This window comes from Rothia kristinae, from assembly GCF_016028855.1.
Taxonomy (GTDB): Bacteria; Actinomycetota; Actinomycetes; order Actinomycetales; family Micrococcaceae; genus Rothia; species Rothia kristinae.
Window position 1 is genome coordinate 1,778,443 of record NZ_CP065738.1, and the last position, 17,956, is coordinate 1,796,398.

Below are 17,956 nucleotides of genomic sequence, written 5' to 3' on the forward strand. Positions count from 1 at the left end.
ACACCTCCTGTCCGGCCAACCAAGCTCCCGCGCGTCCCGCTTCCGGTCGGAAGCGGCGCGATGCGGGACGGAAACGGTGGAATCCCCGATGTTCTCCAAGATCCTGATCGCCAACCGCGGCGAGATCGCGATCCGCGCCTATCGCGCCGCCTACGAGCTCGGCGCCAAGACCGTCGGCGTCTTCCCATACGAGGACCGCAACTCGATCCACCGCCAGCAGGCCGATGAGGCCTACCCGATCGGGGAGGAGGGCCACCCCGTCCGGGCCTACCTGGATGTGGACGAGATCATCCGGGTGGCCCGTGAGTCCGGTGCGGACGCGATCTACCCCGGCTACGGGTTCCTGTCCGAGAACCCCAAGCTCGCCCAGGCCGCGGCCGAGGCCGGGATCACCTTCATCGGCCCGCCCCCGGAGGTCCTGGACCTGGCCGGGAACAAGGTCGCGGCGCTGAAGGCCGCCCGGCGCGCCGGGATCCCCGTGCTGGATTCCACCGAGCCCTCCGCGGACCCGGAGCAGCTGCTGGCCGAGGCCGGGCGGATCGGCTTCCCGATCTTCGTCAAGGCCGTGGCCGGCGGCGGCGGTCGCGGCATGCGCCGGGTCAACACCGCCGAGGAGCTGCCGGATGCGCTGGCGGCGGCGATGCGCGAGGCGGAGACCGCCTTCGGGGACCCGACGGTCTTCCTGGAGCAGGCGGTGCTGCGGCCCCGGCACATCGAGGTGCAGATCCTCGCCGACGCGCAGGGGCACATCGTGCACCTGTTCGAACGCGACTGCTCCCTGCAGCGTCGGCACCAGAAGGTCGTGGAGATCGCCCCGGCCCCGCACCTGGACGAGCGGATCCGCCAGGCCCTGCACCGGGATGCGGTGAAGTTCGCCCGGGAGCTGGGCTACGTCAACGCCGGCACCGTGGAGTTCCTCGTGGACACCGCGGGGGAGCGGGCCGGGCAGCACGTGTTCATCGAGATGAACCCGCGCATCCAGGTGGAGCACACCGTGACCGAGGAGGTCACGGACGTGGACCTCGTGCAGGCCCAGATGCGCATCGCCTCGGGGGAGACCCTGGAGGACCTGGGCATCTCCCAGGAGACCCTGAGCGTCAAGGGTGCGGCCCTGCAGTGCCGGATCACCACCGAGGACCCCACCAACGGCTTCCGGCCCGACGTCGGGAAGATCAGCGCCTATCGCTCCGCCGGCGGTGCCGGGGTGCGCCTGGACGGGGGCACCGTGTACGCCGGGGCGGAGATCTCCCCGCACTTCGACTCCATGCTGTGCAAGGTCACCTGCCGCGGCCGGGACTTCCGCACCGCCGTGCAGCGGGCCCAGCGGGCCCTGGCCGAGTTCCGCATCCGCGGGGTGGCCACCAACATCCCCTTCATCCAGGCGGTGCTGGAGGATCCGGTGTTCCAGGCCGGGGACGTCTCCACCCCCTTCATCGACGAGCACCCGGAGCTGCTGACCAAGAAGCACTCATCGGACCGGGGCACCCGGGCCCTGAGCTACCTCGCCCAGGTCACGGTCAACCGCCCCCACGGCCCCCGCATCGAGGGCATCGACCCGCGGGACAAGCTGCCCCGCTACCCCGGGGACAAGATCGCCGAGCCGTACCGCAACCCCTTCGACGGCGGGCACCACACGCCCCCGGACGGGTGGCGCCAGGTGCTGCTGGAGAAGGGCCCCGAGGGCTTCGCGAAGGCGCTGCGCGAGTCCGAGGCTCTCGCGGTCACCGACACCACGTTCCGCGACGCCCACCAGTCCCTGCTGGCCACCCGGATCCGCACCCGGGATCTGCTGGCCGCGGCCCCGGCCTACGCCCACGTGCTGCCCGGGCTGTTCTCGGTGGAGGCCTGGGGCGGGGCCACCTACGACGTCGCCCTGCGCTTCCTCTCCGAGGACCCCTGGGAGCGCCTGGCCCACCTGCGGGCGGCCATGCCCAACCTGCCGATCCAGATGCTGCTGCGCGGGCGCAACACGGTGGGCTACACCCCGTACCCCGAGGAGGTCACGGAGGCCTTCGTCAAGGAGGCCGCCGAGACCGGGGTGGACATCTTCCGGATCTTCGACGCCCTGAACGACGTCTCCCAGATGGCCCCGGCGATCCGGGCGGTGCGCGAGACCGGCACGGCGGTGGCCGAGGTGGCCATGTGCTACACCGGCAACCTGCTGGACCCGCAGGAGCGGGTCTACACCCTGGAGTACTACCTGGATCTGGCCCAGCAGATCGTCGACGCCGGCGCGCACATCCTGGCGATCAAGGACATGGCCGGCCTGCTGCGCCCGGAGGCGGCCCGACGCCTCGTCGCGGCGCTGCGCGAGCGCTTCGATGTGCCCGTGCACCTGCACACCCACGACACCGCCGGCGGGCAGCTGGCCACCCTGCTGGCCGCCGCCGAGGCCGGGGTGGACGCCGTCGACGTCGCCGCCGCCTCCCTGGCCGGGACCACCAGCCAGCCGGCCGCCTCCTCGCTGGTCGCCGCGCTGGCCGACACCCCGCGGGACACCGGGCTAGGTCTGGAGCAGGTCAGCTCCCTGGAGCCGTACTGGGAGGCCGTGCGGGCGATCTACCGGCCTTTCGAGATGGGACTGAGCTCCCCGACCGGGCGGGTCTACCGCCACGAGATCCCGGGGGGTCAGCTGTCCAACCTGCGCGCCCAGGCCACCGCGCTGGGCCTGGCGGAGCACTTCGAGGAGATCGAGGACATGTACTCCGCCGCGGACCGGATGCTGGGGCACATCGTGAAGGTCACCCCCTCCTCGAAGGTCGTGGGGGACCTCGCCCTGCAGCTGGTGGGCATGAAGGCGGACCCGGCCGAGTTCGAGCAGAACCCGCAGAAGTTCGACATCCCCGACTCCGTGATCGGCTTCCTCAACGGGGAGCTGGGCACCCCGCCGGCCGGCTGGCCCGAGCCGTTCCGCACCAAGGCCCTGGAGGGGCGCCACGCCAAGCCGAAGATCACCCAACTGTCCGAGGAGGACCGGGAGGGTCTGACCGGGGACTCCCCGACCCGCCGCGCCACCTTGAACCGGCTGCTGTTCCCGGGCCCTGCCGCGGAGTACGCGAAGGCCAGGGAGGAGTACGGGGACCTGTCCGTGCTGCACACCCGGGACTTCCTCTACGGCATGGTCGAGCACCGCGAGCACGTGATCTCCCTGGGCCGCGGGGTGCGGCTGCTGGCCACGCTGCAAGCGATCTCCGAGCCCGATGAGAAGGGCTACCGGACCGTGATGTGCACGCTGAACGGCCAGCAGCGCTCGATCGACGTGCGCGACGAATCCGTGGAGACCAGCTTCCAGGCCGCGGAGAAGGCCGACGCCTCCCGCCCCGGGCACGTGCCCGCCCCCTTCGCCGGGGCGGTGAGCGTGATCGTGGAGGAGGGCCAGGAGGTGGCCTCCGGCGAGCAGGTCGCCACGATCGAGGCCATGAAGATGGAGGCCTCCATCACCGCGCCGGTGGCCGGGACCGTGCAGCGGGTCCTGGCCCGGGAGGTCACCCAGATGCACGGGGGAGACCTCGTCATCGTCATCGATCCCGCCTGATCCTTGCGCGCCCGCCTCCCGGCGGGAATGCGCGGCTACGGTCCGGACGTTGAGCCGAGGGACGGGGCCGCGCGCCCCGGGCCAGGGCCCCGACGGACCGCGCGGGGCCGGCGCGACCACGAGGAGGACCATGTCCGAGACCCGCGAGTACGATCTGGTGATCCTGGGATCCGGATCCGGCAACACCATCATCGACGAGTCCTGGCGGGACCGGCGGGTCGCAATCGTGGATTCCGGGATCTTCGGCGGCACCTGCCTGAACGTCGGGTGCATCCCCACCAAGATGTTCGCCTACCCGGCGGCCACTGCCCTGCACGGGCTGGACCTGGAGCGGCTCGGCGTGCGCATGCGCCGCACCGGGGCGGACTGGCCGGGCCTGCGGGACCGCATCTTCGGCCGGATCGACCCGATCTCCGAGGGTGGGCTGTCCTACCGGCAGGGCCAGGACTTCGTGGAGGTGTTCACCCAGGAGGCCCGCCTGCAGGATCCGCACACCCTGGTGCTGGACGACGGGACCCGGATCCGCGGGCGGCAGCTGGTCCTGGCCGCCGGCGCCCGGGCCGTGCTCCCGCAGATCCCCGGCATCGACCTGCCCGGGGTGCACACCTCGGACACGATCATGCGCCTGGAGGAGCTGCCGGAGACCGTGGTGATCGTCGGCGGCGGGTTCATCGCCGCGGAGTTCGCGACCGTCTTCACGGGGCTGGGCTCGCGGGTGATCCAGGTCAACCGCTCCGAGCGGCTGCTGCGCGAGCACGACGCGCAGATCGCCGAGCGCTTCCGCCGCGAGGCCGCCCGGCGCTGGGACCTGCGCACCGGGACCGAGATCGAGCGGATCGAGCAGGGCCCGGAGGGTGGCCTGCAGGTGCACCTTCTCGACGGCGAGGGCTCGCGGGAGGCGGTGTGCGCGGACGTCGTCCTGGTGGCGACCGGGCGACGGTCCAACGCGGACCGGATCGGGGCGGCGGAGGCCGGGCTGGACGTGCGCGACGGGGTCGTGGCCGTGGACGCCCAGCAGCGGGTGCTGGCCGACGGGCGGCCCGTGACCGGGGTGTGGGCGCTGGGGGACATCTGCTCCCCGGTGCAGCTGAAGCACCTGGCCAACGCCCAGGCCCGCACCGTGGCCCACAACCTCACCCACCCGCAGGACCTGCGGGCCACCGACCAGCGCTACGTGCCCCACGCGGTGTTCTCCGACCCGCAGATCGCCGCCGTGGGGCTGACCGAGGAGCAGGCCCGCAGGCTCGCGGAGCGGGAGGGCTTCGCGATCACCGTGAAGGTCCAGGACTACGGCGACGTCGCCTACGGCTGGGCCATGGAGGATTCGGCCGGGCTGGTCAAGCTCATCGCCCGGAAGGACACCGGTCAGCTGCTCGGGGCCCACCTGATCGGCACGGAGGCCTCGATCCTCATCCAGCCGCTGGTGCAGGCGATGAGCTTCGGGCTGGACGCGCACACGATGGCCCGGGGGCAGTACTGGATCCACCCGGCGCTCAGCGAGGTCGTGGAGAACGCCCTGCTGGGCCTGGACGTGCCCGGCACCCCGGGGCTGCCGGACTGACCCGCACCCCGCGGCCGGACCGACGTCGGTCCGGCCGACCGCGGCCCCGCCGACCGCGCGGCGGCCGACGTGCGCCGCGGGACCGGGGAGCATCCGGTCCCGCGGCGGGTGGCTCAGGCGTCGTTCCCGGTGGGCTTGGGGCTACTGTAGATCTCCTCGATGACGTCCTGGTAGTCCCGCATCACCTGGGGGCGGCGGATCTTCATCGAGGGGGTCAGGTGTCCGGACTCCTCGGTGAAGTCCCGCGGGATGATCCGGAAGGCCCGCACGGATTCGGCCCGGGAGACGGATTCGTTGGCCCGGTCCACCAGCCGCTGCACGGCCTCGCCGACCTCCTCGGTCTGGGCGGCCTGCTCGGCGGTGAGATCCGGGTCCAGTCCCAGCCTGCCCAGCTCCTTCGGCAGGGTCTCCTCGTCCAGGGTGATCAGGGCCGCGATGAACGGCTTCCCATCGCCCAAGACCACGCACTGGGAGACCAGCGGGGAGGCCCGGATCAGATCCTCGTAGGTGGCGGGGATGACGTTCTTCCCGCCCGCGGTGACGATGACTTCCTTCTTGCGCCCGGTGATCTTCAGCATCCCGCGCTCGGTCAGCTCCCCCAGATCCCCGGTGCGGAACCAGCCGTCCTCGGTGAAGGACTCCGCGTCGGCCTTCTCATTGCGCCAGTAGTGGGCCATGATCCCGACGCCGCGCAGCTCCACCTCGCCGTCGGCGGCGATGCGCACCGAGGTCCCCGGCAGGGGCGGGCCGACGGTGCCGATCTGGAAGTCCTGCACGGTGCCGACCGTGGCCGGGGCGGTGGTCTCGGTCAGCCCGTAGCCCTCCAGGATCTTCAGGTGCGCGGCGTGGAAGAAGTGGGCCAGACGCACCGCCAGCGGCCCCCCGCCGGAGACGGCCCATTTGACCTTCCCACCCAGGGCCCGGCGCAGCTGGGCGAAGACCAGTCGGTCCGCTGTCGCGTACTGGGCGCGCAGGGCCAGGGAGGGCCGCCGCCCGTCCATGACCGTCTCGGACCAGGCCACCCCCACCCGCTCGGCCCAGTCGAAGATCCGCCCCTTGACCGCGGAGGCATCGTGGGCGCGGGAGCGCGCCCCGTTGTAGATCTTCTCGAAGACCCGCGGGACCACCAGCAGGAAGTCCGGGGAGAGGCTCGCGATGTCCTGGGTCAGGTACTTCAGATCGGGGGAGTGGCCCATCGTGATGCCGGCGTCCAGGGCCACCACGTGGATGAAGCGGGCGAAGACGTGGGCCAGCGGGAGGAACAGCAGCGTGGTGTTGCGCTCATTCGCGACCTCGGGCACATTCTGGCGCACCGCCGCGGACAGGCGCACGAAGTTCCCGTGGGTCAGCGCGCAGCCCTTCGGGCGCCCCGTCGTGCCGGAGGTGTAGATGATCGTGGCGGTGTCCTCCAGTCCCGCAGCACCGCGGGCGGCCTGCACCTGCTCCTCGGAAACTCCTTCCCCGGCGGCCCGCAGGCTGGCCAGGGACTCCGGGCGCTGGTCGTCGGCGTCGATCTGCCAGACGGTGCGCAGGGCCAGCTCCTCGTGGCGGGCGGCCCTCTTGACGGCGGCCAGGTGCTGGCTCGTCTCCACGATGATGGCCTTGGCACCCGAGTCGCTCATGTTCCAGGCGATCTGGGAGGGGGAGGAGGTCTCGAAGATCGGCACCGTCACCGCCCCGGCGTAGAAGATCGCGAAGTCCGCGACGGCCCATTCGTAGCGGGTGCGCGACATCAGTCCGACGCGGTCGCCGGGTTCGATGCCCTCGGCGATCAGCCCCCGGGCCAGGGCGATCACCTCCTCGCGGAACTCGCGCGCGCTCACCTCCCGCCAGGTGCCGCTGCCGGGCTCATCCTGCACGCGGAAGAGCACCTGCTCGGCGTGTTGGGGCAGCTTGGCCTCCAGCAGGTCCGTGAGATTGGACTGCGGGTCCGTCTCGATGGTCAGCTCGGTCGAGGTCTCGTCCATGAGATCCTTTCGGTCGTGGACCGCTCCTTCCGCGAACGGGGGAGGGGTCAGCGGGCGTCCCTGCGGACGTCGGCGGGCTGCCCCGGCCGGGACTCCCGCGCGGTGTGGTCTGGGGTGGCGCGCAGCCGGTGGTCGGCGAAGAACCGTGTGGAGGCGGCGAAGATCAGCGGCGCGTCGTGATCCAGGGTGGCCACGTGCCAGCTGCGCGGCAGCGACACCACCTCCGGGGCCTGGGGCAGCCCGGCGCGCAGCGCGCGGAGACTGGCCTCGGTGACCACGTGGTCCACCTCCGAGCGCAGCACCTGCACCGGGGCGCGCACCGCGCCCAGGCTCCGGCGGGCCGCGGCGAACAGCCGGTGCATCTGCCCCGCGGCGGCCACGGGCACCCGCGGATAGGCCCCTTCGCTCACGCCCTCCCGGCGGATGTCATCGCGCACCCCGGGCACCGTCGGCACCACACGGGACAGCGGCCCGCCCAGGGCGCTCAGCGGCTGCGGGGAGACCAGGCCGGGGTTGACCAGGCTCAGCGCGGCGACCGGCCGGCGGGCCGCCAGATGCAGCGCCAGCGCCCCTCCCATGGACAGCCCCGCGACCCCCACGCGCTCGCAGCGGGCGGCCAGGCGCCAGTAGGCGTCATCCACCGCCGCGGCCCACTCCCGCCAGTTCCGGGTGGCCATGTCCGCCACGGAGGTGCCGTGCCCGGGCAGCAGCGGCAGCTCGACGGCGTAGCCGCGTCGGGCCCACTCCCGGGCCCAGGGGCGCATGCTGTGCGGCGACCCGGTGAACCCGTGCAGGACCAGCACGCCGTCAGGTCCCCCGTCCCAGGACTGCGCCCGCACGTCGACGCCCTCCGGCAGCTCGCCGACCCCGGGTCCGGGGGCGGCGCTGCGGTGGCGCAGGTACGTGATCAAGCCCATACCCACGATTCAACCACGGTCCCACCGGCCCGGGGAAACCCCGCGCGGTACAGTGGCCCCACCGCCCGTTCCCGGACCGAAGGACCCCTGTGCCGACGCTCTACATGGCCCTCCGACGCGGCGTCGTCGGGCCGCTGGTGAACCTCCTGCTGCGCCCCCAGGTGCACGGCCTGGAGCACGTGCCCTCCACCGGTCCCGCGATCCTGGCCTCCAACCACCTGTCCTTCCTGGACCCGGTGCTGCTGCCCGTCGCGGTGCCCCGCCCGGTCAGCTTCCTCGCGAAGGCCGAGTACTTCACCGCCCCGGGGCCCCTCGGCAGGGCCATGGCCGCGTTCTTCCGCGCCATCCACCAGATCCCCCTGGACCGTTCCGGGGGCCAGCGCTCGGCCGGGGCCCTGGAGGCGGCCCGGGCGGTCTTAGCCGAGGGGCAGCTGCTGGGCATCTACCCGGAGGGCACGCGATCCCCGGACGGGCGGCTGCACCGGCCCAAGCTCGGGGTGGCCAGGCTCGCATTGGAGACGGGGGTGCCCGTCCTGCCGGTGGCGATGATCGGCACGCAGCGGCTGCAGCCTCCCGGGGCCCGGCTGCCCCGGCTGCCGCGGCCCCTGCTGCGCCCTGCGCCCGAGCAGCGTCCCCGCACCGTGATCGGGGCGCCGCTGGACCTGTCCGCCTGGACCGGGCCCGACGCCGGCGCGCACGCCGCGCGGGGCGCGGCCCAGCAGATCATCGCGGCCATCCGCGAGCTGTCGGGGCAGGACTACGTCGACGAGTACGCCCCGCGCCGTGGCGGCCACGGCAGGACTCGGCGGCCACCCGTCTCGTAGACTGTTCGCATGTCGAACGAGATCCGGACCGAACTGTCGAGCACCCCCGCCGCCCCCGCACCCTCAGCCCAGGACTACCCAGGTCTGGACGAGTGGCGGACACGGGCCGCCGGACAGCAGCCGGACTGGCGGGGTCACCCCGATTTCGACCGCGTCGTCGCCGACCTGGAGGCCGTGCCCCCGCTGGTGTTCGCCGGGGAGGTGGACCAGATGCGCGCCCGCCTGGCCGAGGTGGCCGCGGGACGGGCGTTCTTCCTGACCGGCGGGGACTGCGCGGAGACCTTCGCCGCGGCCACCGCGGATAGGATCAGCGCCCGGGTGCGCACCCTGCTGCAGATGGCGGTGGTCCTGACCTACGGGGCCTCGATGCCGGTGGTCAAGATGGGGCGGATGGCCGGGCAGTTCTCCAAGCCGCGCTCCTCGGACACCGAGACCCGCGGGGAGACCACCCTGCCCAGCTTCCGCGGGGAGATGGTCAACGGCTTCGACTTCACCCCGGAGTCCCGCGCGCACGACCCGAACCGCATGCTCGCCGGATACCACACCTCCGCCTCGACGCTGAATCTCATCCGCGCCTTCACCACCGGCGGCTTCGCGGACCTGCGCCTGGTGCACGCCTGGAACCAGGGGTTCGTGGCCAACCCGGCCCACGCCCGCTACGAGTCCATGGCCTCGGAGATCGACCGGGCCATGAAGTTCATGGCCGCCTGCGGGGCGGACTTCGAGGCCCTGCGCTCCACCGAGTTCTACGCTGGGCACGAAGCCCTGCTGCTGGACTACGAGCGGGCCCTGACCCGCATCGACTCCCGGACCCACCGGCCCTACGACACCTCCGCGCACTTCCTGTGGATCGGGGAGCGCACCCGCGGGCTCACGGACGCCCACGTGGACTTCCTCTCCCAGGTGCGCAACCCCATCGGCGTCAAGCTCGGGCCCACCACCACGGTCGAGGAGGTGCTGCGGCTGATCGACGTGCTGGACCCGCAGCGGGAGCCGGGACGCCTGACCTTCATCACCCGGATGGGTGCCGGGAAGATCCGGGAGAACCTCCCGCGTCTGGTGGAGGGGGTGCGCGATGCCGGGGCGAGCCCCGTGTGGGTCACCGACCCCATGCACGGCAACACCATCTCCGTGCCCTCCGGGTTCAAGACCCGCCGCTTCGAGGACGTCATGGACGAGGTCCGCGGGTTCTTCGAGGTGCACCGCGAGCTGGGCACCTTCCCCGGCGGGATCCACGTGGAGATGACCGGCGACGACGTCGCCGAGTGCCTGGGCGGCTCGGACCCGGTGGATGAGACCGCCTTCGCCGAGCACTACGAGACCCTCTGCGATCCCCGCCTGAACCACCGGCAGTCCCTGGAGATCGCCTTCCTGGTGGCCGAGGCCCTCTCAGGCCGCAGGTGAGTCCGCTGGGGTGAGTCCGCTGGGGCGAGCCGGGCCGCAGATGGGTCGGGCGGGCTACCCGGCGGGTGGCCCCGCCCGGCCCCCGAGGAGGGCGGCGGCGGCCCCTGTGCCGTATCCCGAGCCGATCAGCTGCAGGCCCAGCAGCCAGCCGAGGTAGCCCACCGCGCAGGCGACCAGCAGGAAGATGAGCAGCAGGATCCAGCCGCGGTAGGGACCGCCGCGCCCGAGCACGACCCGCGGGCTCCGGGGGTCCCGGGGCGCCTCCGCGTCTCGGATGACCCGGTCCTGTCCTGCGGCGGGTGGGCCTTCCGCGGGGACCGCCGCCTGCGCGGGCGCGGCCTGGAGGTGCCGCGTCAGGGCGGTCGGGGACCGATCGGTGCGGTGGAGCTCGTCGAGGTCGGTGTCCGGGGGCAGCAGCCGGGTCGGCTGGGTGCGCGGAGGCGGTGCGGCATCGGGGTCGTCCTGCTCGGCGGGGACCGCGCGCAGACCGGTCGGATCGGTGTGGCTGTCCGTGCGCAACACCGAGAACAGGTCCTCGGTCTCCGGCCGGTGCCCCGGGGGCGCCAGATCCAGCGCGGCCGGTGTCAGGCTCTCGCGCAGGTGCTCCAGCTCCCCGAGCAGATCCGCCGCCCGCTGCGGTCGGTGCTCCGGGTCCTTCTCGCAGCACCAGACCACGATGTCGGCGACCTCCGGATCCACCCCGGGGAAGCGCCGCTGCAGCACCGGGAAGGGCTCGTCCACGTGGGCCATGGACACCGCGTAGGGGGAGGGACCGCGGAAGGGCGGGACCCCGGTGAGCATCTCGTAGAGGATCACCCCCAGCGAATACAGATCCGCGGGCGGTCCTGAGCTCTCCCGGCGCACCACCTCCGGGGCGATGTAGTTGGCGGAGCCGATCAGGGTCAGCGTCGCGGAATCCTCCTGCACCGGGCGGGTCAGCCCGAAGTCGGCGACCTTCACCGACCCGGTGGGGGAGGTCAGCACGTTCTCCGGCTTGATGTCCCGGTGCACCAGCCCGCACCGGTGCGCGGCGGCCACCCCGGCCGTCATCGGCACCGCGACCCGCAGCATCTCCCGCACGGTCATGGGCGAGCGGCGCTTGATCAGATCCCGCAGCGTGGCCCCGTCCACCAGCTCCATCACCAGGAAGGCCAGCGGCTCCGGACCCGTCTCATCCACCCCCTGATCCCACACGGCCACCACGTGCGGGTCCGCGACGGCCGCCGCCGCCCGGGCCTCCGCGGCGAAGCGGTCCGTGCGCCGGGGGTCCGCGGCCACCGACTCCTTGAGCACCTTGACCGCCACCGGGCGGCCCAGGCGCAGGTCCCGCCCGCGGTAGACCGTGCCCATCCCTCCGCGGGCGATCAGATCCCCCAGCAGATAGCGTCCCTCCACGGTGCGTCCGCTCAGGGGTCCGGGTCCGGTGGGTCTCATGCCCCCGAGTGTAGGGGATGGTCCCGGACAGCGGCCGGGAGCCCCGCGCCCGGGCTGGACTACCCTGGAGATCGTGACTTCCACCGAGAACACCGAGAACCTCTTCGACCTCGTCGGGCAGTGGCTGAGTCTGCCCGACGTCGCCGAGACCCTGGACCTGAAGGTCACCCGGGTGCACGCCCTGATCGGCGAGGGCGCGCTGATCGCCGTGCGCGATGCCGAGGGTGTGCGCCGGATCCCGGCCCTGTTCCTGCGCGAGGACCGCGTCCTGGAGCCGCTCAAGGGCACCCTCACGGTCCTGCGCGACGCCGGCTTCGACGACGCCGAGGCCATCCGCTGGCTGTGGACCGAGGACGACTCCCTGCCCGGGCGTCCGATCGACGCCCTGCGCGAAGGGCGCAAGACCGAGATCCGGCGCCGGGCCCAGGCCCTCGCCTGGTAGCCGCCCGTCCCGGTCCCGGTCCCTGGCCAGGAGTCAGGAGCTGCGGTGCAGAGCCCGCTCGCTCAGCCGCTCCAGCCCGGCCCGAACCTCGGAGTCGACCTCGAGCCGATCCAGCGCCCGCCGGGCCAGCTGCTCGCGCTCGCGGATCAGCTCCTCGGTGCGGGCCAGCGCCCCGGTGTCGCGCAGGATCTCCCGCAGCCGGCGCACCCCGTCCTCGGTGAGCCGCGGGTCTCCCAGCCCGGCCTCCAGCTCCCGGGACCGCTGGGCGTCGGCCCGCTCGTGGGCCAGGGCCACCAGCACGGTCCGCTTCCCCTCGCGCAGATCGTCCCCGGCGGGCTTGCCCGTCACAGCCGGCTCCCCGAACACTCCGAGCACGTCGTCGCGCAGCTGGAACGCCTCGCCCAGCGGCAGCCCGACCTCGGATAAGCCCGTCAGCAGGGCCTCATCGGCCCCGGCCAGGCTCGCCCCGATCAGCAGCGGATGCTCGCAGGTGTACTTCGCCGCCTTGTAGCGGATGACCCGCAGAGCCCGCTCCAGGGCGGCTTCGGGCTCCTCCCGGCCGAGGTGCTCGCTCAGCCCGTCCAGGTACTGCCCGCCCATGACCTCGGTGCGCATCAGATCGAAGATCGCCCGGGCCCGGGCCGGGCCCGTCGTCGCGGCCGGATCGGCACCCGCGCACAGGGGGGCGAACAGGGCCTCGGAGAAGGACAGGCACAGGTCACCGGCGAGGATCCCGCCCATCAGCCCGTAGTCCCGGGCCTCCAGGGACCACCCGCGCTCGCGGTGGGTCGCGGCGAAGCGGTGGTGCACGGAGGGGCGTCCGCGGCGGGTGTCGGAATGATCGATGATGTCGTCGTGGATCAGCGCCGCGGATTGGAACAGCTCGATCGCCGCCCCCGCCTGCACCGGCCGCGGGTCCTGGGCGCCGCCGCCGGCGGCGCGCCAGCCCCACAGCAGCAGCAGGGCCCGCAGCCGCTTGCCGCCCGCGGACAGGTCACGGATCGCCGCGATCAGAGGCTCGGTCTCGGGGGAGACGGCCGCGAGCACGCGCTCCTGCTCGGCGAGGAACCCCAGGAGGCGATGCTGCACGGCGTCGAGGAAGGCGGCCTCCACGGCGTCGGGGGATCCGGCGGCCCCCGGCTCGGCGGCGCGGTCATGGGTCATGGAAGGCTCCTCGGGTGGTGGGGTGGACCGCCCTGCGCGAACGCGACCGCGGTCGGCTCGATCGCGGCGGGTGCGGTGGCGGATAATGGCCGTGGCGGCGCCTCGCGGGAGCCCGGATGGGACGGCGGCCGCCACCCCGCCCAGTGTACAGCCTGCCCTGCTTCCGCCGCGGTCCCGGCGTCGGCGGCGCTCCCCGGCATCCCGTCGGCGCCGGCGTCCCCGTCGGGCTCCATCCCACCGCATCCCGTCCGTGAGGAGTTCCCCGCCGTGCCCGCCGTCCCCTCTCCCGACTTCCCGCATCGGGTGATCCTGCACGTGGACATGGACGCGTTCTTCGTCGGGGTCGAGCTGCTGACCCGGCCCGAACTGGTCGGGCGGCAGGTGGTCGTGGCCGGTTCCGGCAGCCGCTCCGTGGTGCTGTCCGCCTCCTACGAGGCCCGTGCCCTCGGCGTCCATTCGGCGATGCCGGTGGCGCGCGCCCGACGACTGGCGCCGCGCGCCGTGTACATCGAGCCCTCCCACTCCAGCTACTCCGCCTACTCCCGGCAGATCATGGCCGTGCTGCACGAGGTCACCGACCTGGTGGAGCAGGTCAGCGTGGATGAGGCCTTCCTGGACGTCACCGGGGCGCAGCGGCGCCTGGGCTCGCCCGTGCGCATCGCCCGCGGCATCCGGACCCGGATCCTCCAGCGCACCGGGCTGGTGGCCTCGATCGGGGTCGCCTCCAACAAGTTCATCGCCAAGATGGCCTCCACGGGGTCCAAGCCGGATGGGCTGTGGGTGGTGCCCGAGGCGCGGATCGGGCAGTTCCTGGATCCGCTGCCGGTGGGGCGACTGTGGGGTGTGGGGGAGAAGACCGCGGCGCATCTGCAGGAGGCGGGCCTGCACACGGTGGGCCAGCTGCGCCAAATGTCTCTGGAATACCTCCAGCGGCGTCTCGGGCGCGCCTCGGGGGCGCACCTGTGGGAGCTGGCCCGCGGCATCGACGAGCGGCCGGTGCAGTCCCACCGGGTCGAGAAGTCCATGGGCGCCGAGCACACCTTCGCCGCTGACACGGACGACGTCGTCGAGATCAAGGCCGCGCTGCTGCAGCTGAGCCACGACGTCGCACGGCGGCTGCGCGCCTCCGGTCGCACGGCCGCGGCGGTCTCCCTGAAGCTGCGGGACCAGGACTTCCGCACGCTGACCCGCACCCGGACCCTGGAGCGGGCCGCGGGGACCGGACGGGAGATCAACGCCGCCGCGGTGCGGCTGTTCGAGGACCTCGGCCCGCTGGCCGGCCGGGTGCGACTGGTGGGGGTGCGGGCCGAGCGGCTGGAGGAGGGCGCCGCCGGGCGCCAGCTGAGCCTGTGGGAGGAGGCCGACGGCGATCGGCTGCGCGCCGAGGCCGAATGGGGCGGGGCGGAGAGCGCCATGGATCGGATCCGCGATCGCTTCGGTCCGGCCGGTCTGCGCCCGGCCCGGCTGGTCAGCGGCGGATTCGCCCGCCGCTACCGCCCCGAGGCCGGCACCGGTGCGCAGAAGGGCGCCGGGGCCCGTCCGGATCCGCGCGGACCCGGTGAAAACCCGCGGGAAAAAGGCTAGTCTGAGCTGGACGGAGACCCTCGGCCCAGGCGAGGCGGGGGATCCACCATCTTTCCGGGAGAAGGACGCACCATGGCCCTTTCTGAGCGCGAACGCCAGCTGCTGGAGCAGCTCGAACAGCAGCTGAACGTCGAGGACCCCACCTTCGCGGACACGATGCAGGAAGAGCGCCCGCGCCCCCGCCCGGGTGCTGGCCTGTCCGGGCGCAATCTGGTGCTGGGGATCGTCGTGGCCGTGCTCGGCCTTGGCCTGGTGCTGCTGGGTGTGTCCACGCAGCTGATCCTCGTCGGGGTCCTGGGCTTCCTGGTCATGGCCGGCGGGGTCTATCTGGCCACGCTGCGCCGTCGCGAGGGCGGCGGCCGCTCGGAGGCCTCCGGGCGCACTAACCGCCCCCGCGCCGGCGAGCGCGGCGTCTCCTTCATGCAGCGCCTCGAGCAGCAGTGGGAGGATCGCCACCGGGAGCGCTGAGCCGCTCCACTTTCCTCCATGATCAGCCCTCGACAGGGGCCGGATCCCGCAGATCGGCGGGATCCGGCCCCTTTTTCCGTGCCTGGCGAGACCGTGCTCCCTCCGCGTCGCGCATGGGAATCGGCTGGGAATGGCCCTTCGGGGCGGTTGTGGGGAGGGAAGTGGAGTAAAGTGGGGCGCGTCGGGTGCTCCCGGGGTTCCAGTGGATCCCGGTGCGCATCGCGGCAGATCAGATCAACCTCGGACGCGGGAGGCGGTGGGCCGGTGTTTCTGGGCACCTACTCTCCCCGGCTGGATGAGAAGGGTCGGCTGATCCTGCCCGCCAAGTACCGGGAGGAGCTGGCCGAGGGGCTCGTGCTCACCCGGGGGCAGGAGCGCTGCCTCTACGTGTTCAGCCAGGCCGAATTCGAGCGGGTCCACGAGCAGCTGCGCCAGGCGCCGCTGTCCTCGCGCCAGGCCCGGGACTACATCCGCGTGTTCCTCTCGGGGGCCTCGGATGAGGTGCCGGACCGGCAGGGCCGGGTGACCATCCCGACACCGCTGCGCGAGTATGCGGGGCTGGGGCGGGAGCTGGCCGTGATCGGGGCGGGCACCCGCGCGGAGATCTGGGATGCCGAGGCGTGGAACGCGTACCTGACGCAGAAGGAGACGGAGTTCTCGGAGACGGATGACGAGGTGCTGCCCGGCCTGCTGTGATCCCCGCCCTGCGATCTTCCGCCCGACGCATCGACCTCGTGGTCGGTCCTGACTCACCTTCCCCTGAGGCAGGCCCGCACGGGGGCGGCGTGCGGGAGGAGGATCGGATGGCGGGGGCTGGGCAGAGGCGGCGGCTCCCATCCGGTGGGGCAGACGCAGGGAGGAGGACCCCGATGACGCAGGAGCGCGAGTGCCCGGAGCGATCTGATGCGCGGCGACGGCACGTCCCGGTGCTGCTGGACCGGTGCCTGGATCTGCTGGCCCCGGCTCTCGAGGGGCCGAGTCCCGTGGTCGTGGACGCGACCCTCGGAATGGGCGGGCACACCGAGGCCCTGCTGACCCGCTTCCCCCGGCTCACCGTCCTGGGGATCGACCGCGACCCGCAGGCCCACGCACTGGCCGGTGAACGGCTGGCCCCGTTCGGCGACCGGTTCCGCCCGGTCTGGGCGGTCTACGACGAGATTCCCGAGGTGCTCGCCGAGCGCGGCATCGACCGGCTGGACGGCGTGCTGTTCGACCTGGGGGTCTCCTCCCTGCAGCTGGATGAGCGCGAGCGCGGCTTCGCCTACTCCTACGACGCCCCGCTGGATATGCGCATGAACGCGGAGGACGAGCTCACCGCGGCTCACATCGTGAACACCTATGACGAATCTCACCTTCGACGGATCCTGCGGGACTGGGGTGAGGAACGCTACGCCGGACGCATCGCTCAAGCTCTGGTAGAGGTTCGTCAGGAGACCCCGTTTTCCAGGACCGGTGAGCTGGTGGAGGTGGTCACCCGGGCCGTTCCCGCGGCGGCGCAGCGCTCCGGGGGGCATCCGGCCAAGCGGACCTTCCAAGCCCTGCGCATTGAAGTCAATGCTGAGCTTGAAGTTCTGCAGCGCGCCGTGCCCGCCGCTCTCCGGGCGATCCGGGTGGGCGGCCGTGTCGCGGCGCTGAGCTACCACTCCCTGGAGGACAGAATCGTCAAGAAGGCGATGGCGAGCCTGGCCGTCTCCCGGGCCCCCAAGGGGTTCCCGGTGGAGCTGGAGGAGCATCGTCCCGAGCTCCGGATCCTCACCCGGGGGGCCGAGCCCCCGAGCCCCGAGGAGATCGACGCCAACCCCCGCGCGGCCTCAGCTCGTCTGCGTGCCGCCGAACGCATCCGCGACCCGAGGACCACCCCATGAGCGCAGAACCCCAGCAGCCCGACAGCGCGCACGATGACTCCGTCTCCCCGGCGCTGCATCTGCAGGCGGTGCGCCAGCGGCGGCTGCGACTGGTCGGCGGCGGGGCGCAGGAGGTCGGGACCTCCGAGGGTGTCCTGGAGACCGCTCAGGATGCCGATCGGTCGACCGGCTCCGCCCGCGCCCGCCGTCGCCCGCTGGCCTCGGCGCCGGCACGGGCCCGACGCCGCAGGATCCCGCTGATCATCGCGACCTTCCTCGGGGTCCTGCTGACCCTGGGCTTCGCCCTGCTGATGAACATCACCATCTCCCAGAACCAGTACGACCTCGTGCAGCTGCGCGCGCAGGAGCAGGACCTCACGGAGCGGAACCAGGCCCTGAGCCAGGAGATCGAGTTCCAGCAGGCCCCCCAGAATCTGGCCGCGCGCGCCTCCCAGCTGGGGATGGTCTCCCAGGCCCAGCAGGCGCAGCTGGATCTGCGCACCGGCAAGCTCAACGGCACCCCGCAGGCCGCCGAGGCGGTGGGGGAGGATCCCAAGGAGGCGGCCGAGCAGGGCCGGACCAACCTGATCGATCCGCCGAAGGGCAGCGACACCGAGGCCGCCCAGCAGGCCCAGCAGCGCGCCGCGGAGCAGCAGAAGAAGGACGAGGCGGCCCAGAAGAAGGCCGATGAGCAGAAGAAGGCCCAGGAACGGCCCTCGGCCAGCCCCGCGGCGTCCCAGTCCGGGCAGGCCGGGGACGACCGCGGCCGCTGAGCCGTCCCGTACTCACCGCAGTTCCCCACCCCGACGACG

The 17,956-nt window shown here is 72.8% G+C and carries 14 protein-coding genes; 10 read left to right on the plus strand and 4 right to left on the minus strand.

The annotated features are described in order from the left end of the window. Positions 1 to 88: 88 nt before the first annotated feature. On the plus strand, positions 89 to 3,535 hold the full coding sequence (locus I6G21_RS07860) for a pyruvate carboxylase (RefSeq protein WP_129358132.1): 3,447 nt from the start codon (positions 89 to 91) through the stop codon (positions 3,533 to 3,535). A gap of 130 nt (positions 3,536 to 3,665) precedes the next feature. Continuing rightward, positions 3,666 to 5,096 carry a mycothione reductase gene (locus I6G21_RS07865; protein ID WP_055684664.1) on the plus strand — a complete coding sequence of 477 codons (1,431 nt, stop codon included), beginning with the start codon at positions 3,666 to 3,668 and terminating at the stop codon, positions 5,094 to 5,096. Positions 5,097 to 5,209: 113 nt separating this feature from the next. On the opposite strand, the gene I6G21_RS07870 is transcribed toward I6G21_RS07865, so the two are convergent. Together I6G21_RS07870 and I6G21_RS07875 are read right to left on the minus strand one after the other, a co-directional pair. Beyond that, positions 5,210 to 7,063 carry an AMP-dependent synthetase/ligase gene (locus tag I6G21_RS07870; protein ID WP_058731082.1) on the minus strand — a complete coding sequence of 618 codons (1,854 nt, stop codon included), beginning with the start codon at positions 7,061 to 7,063 and terminating at the stop codon, positions 5,210 to 5,212. A 47-nt stretch (positions 7,064 to 7,110) separates the two neighbouring features. Next, positions 7,111 to 7,980: an alpha/beta hydrolase gene (locus I6G21_RS07875; RefSeq protein ID WP_064725510.1), complete on the minus strand. Its 870-nt coding sequence runs from the start codon at positions 7,978 to 7,980 to the stop codon at positions 7,111 to 7,113. Between the two features lie 89 nt (positions 7,981 to 8,069). Here I6G21_RS07875 and I6G21_RS07880 point away from each other — a divergent pair, with 89 nt between their 5' ends. Together I6G21_RS07880 and I6G21_RS07885 are read left to right on the plus strand one after the other, a co-directional pair. Beyond that, positions 8,070 to 8,804: a lysophospholipid acyltransferase family protein gene (locus tag I6G21_RS07880; RefSeq protein ID WP_224799986.1), complete on the plus strand. Its 735-nt coding sequence runs from the start codon at positions 8,070 to 8,072 to the stop codon at positions 8,802 to 8,804. A 9-nt stretch (positions 8,805 to 8,813) separates the two neighbouring features. Beyond that, positions 8,814 to 10,208 (plus strand): class II 3-deoxy-7-phosphoheptulonate synthase, encoded by a 1,395-nt coding sequence (locus I6G21_RS07885; RefSeq protein ID WP_058731083.1) that lies wholly within the window; start codon positions 8,814 to 8,816, stop codon positions 10,206 to 10,208. A 54-nt stretch (positions 10,209 to 10,262) separates the two neighbouring features. Here I6G21_RS07885 and I6G21_RS07890 read toward each other — a convergent pair whose 3' ends face one another. Continuing rightward, positions 10,263 to 11,642, minus strand: a complete 1,380-nt coding sequence (locus I6G21_RS07890) for a protein kinase domain-containing protein (protein ID WP_129358131.1) — start codon at positions 11,640 to 11,642, stop codon at positions 10,263 to 10,265. A 73-nt stretch (positions 11,643 to 11,715) separates the two neighbouring features. Between I6G21_RS07890 and I6G21_RS07895 the strand changes: the two genes are divergently transcribed. Next, positions 11,716 to 12,084, plus strand: a complete 369-nt coding sequence (locus I6G21_RS07895) for an Rv2175c family DNA-binding protein (RefSeq protein ID WP_058731085.1) — start codon at positions 11,716 to 11,718, stop codon at positions 12,082 to 12,084. A gap of 33 nt (positions 12,085 to 12,117) precedes the next feature. On the opposite strand, the gene I6G21_RS07900 is transcribed toward I6G21_RS07895, so the two are convergent. Continuing rightward, the gene (locus I6G21_RS07900) at positions 12,118 to 13,248 is read right to left on the minus strand and encodes a polyprenyl synthetase family protein (protein WP_129358130.1); all 1,131 of its coding nucleotides are present in this window, start codon (positions 13,246 to 13,248) and stop codon (positions 12,118 to 12,120) included. Between the two features lie 267 nt (positions 13,249 to 13,515). Between I6G21_RS07900 and dinB the strand changes: the two genes are divergently transcribed. From dinB to I6G21_RS07925, 5 genes are all read left to right on the plus strand, one after another. Beyond that, entirely contained in the window at positions 13,516 to 14,832 is a 1,317-nt protein-coding gene (gene dinB / locus I6G21_RS07905; RefSeq protein WP_232238431.1) for a DNA polymerase IV, read from the plus strand. A gap of 72 nt (positions 14,833 to 14,904) precedes the next feature. Beyond that, positions 14,905 to 15,300, plus strand: coding sequence for a DUF3040 domain-containing protein (locus tag I6G21_RS07910; RefSeq protein ID WP_058731088.1), 396 nt, complete (start codon positions 14,905 to 14,907; stop codon positions 15,298 to 15,300). 264 nt (positions 15,301 to 15,564) lie between these two features. Beyond that, on the plus strand, positions 15,565 to 15,996 hold the full coding sequence (gene mraZ, locus I6G21_RS07915; RefSeq protein ID WP_058731089.1) for a division/cell wall cluster transcriptional repressor MraZ: 432 nt from the start codon (positions 15,565 to 15,567) through the stop codon (positions 15,994 to 15,996). Positions 15,997 to 16,169: 173 nt separating this feature from the next. After that, positions 16,170 to 17,165, plus strand: coding sequence for a 16S rRNA (cytosine(1402)-N(4))-methyltransferase RsmH (rsmH, locus tag I6G21_RS07920; RefSeq protein ID WP_129358128.1), 996 nt, complete (start codon positions 16,170 to 16,172; stop codon positions 17,163 to 17,165). After that, positions 17,162 to 17,917, plus strand: a complete 756-nt coding sequence (locus I6G21_RS07925; protein ID WP_129358127.1) for a hypothetical protein — start codon at positions 17,162 to 17,164, stop codon at positions 17,915 to 17,917. The genes rsmH and I6G21_RS07925 overlap by 4 nt, the downstream gene beginning before the upstream one ends. The last annotated feature ends 39 nt before the right edge of the window (positions 17,918 to 17,956 follow it).

What these genes read in the sequence shown, in the direction of transcription:
- I6G21_RS07860 (WP_129358132.1), top strand. Translation starts at nt 89, where the DNA reads ATGTTCTCCAAGATCCTGATCGCCAACCGCGGCGAGATCGCGATCCGC.
- I6G21_RS07865 (WP_055684664.1), top strand. Translation starts at nt 3,666, where the DNA reads ATGTCCGAGACCCGCGAGTACGATCTGGTGATCCTGGGATCCGGATCC.
- I6G21_RS07870 (WP_058731082.1), bottom strand. Translation starts at nt 7,063, where the DNA reads ATGGACGAGACCTCGACCGAGCTGACCATCGAGACGGACCCGCAGTCC.
- I6G21_RS07875 (WP_064725510.1), bottom strand. Translation starts at nt 7,980, where the DNA reads ATGGGCTTGATCACGTACCTGCGCCACCGCAGCGCCGCCCCCGGACCC.
- I6G21_RS07885 (WP_058731083.1), top strand. Translation starts at nt 8,814, where the DNA reads ATGTCGAACGAGATCCGGACCGAACTGTCGAGCACCCCCGCCGCCCCC.
- I6G21_RS07890 (WP_129358131.1), bottom strand. Translation starts at nt 11,642, where the DNA reads ATGAGACCCACCGGACCCGGACCCCTGAGCGGACGCACCGTGGAGGGA.
- I6G21_RS07900 (WP_129358130.1), bottom strand. Translation starts at nt 13,248, where the DNA reads ATGACCCATGACCGCGCCGCCGAGCCGGGGGCCGCCGGATCCCCCGAC.
- I6G21_RS07910 (WP_058731088.1), top strand. Translation starts at nt 14,905, where the DNA reads ATGGCCCTTTCTGAGCGCGAACGCCAGCTGCTGGAGCAGCTCGAACAG.
- rsmH (WP_129358128.1), top strand. Translation starts at nt 16,170, where the DNA reads ATGACGCAGGAGCGCGAGTGCCCGGAGCGATCTGATGCGCGGCGACGG.
- I6G21_RS07925 (WP_129358127.1), top strand. Translation starts at nt 17,162, where the DNA reads ATGAGCGCAGAACCCCAGCAGCCCGACAGCGCGCACGATGACTCCGTC.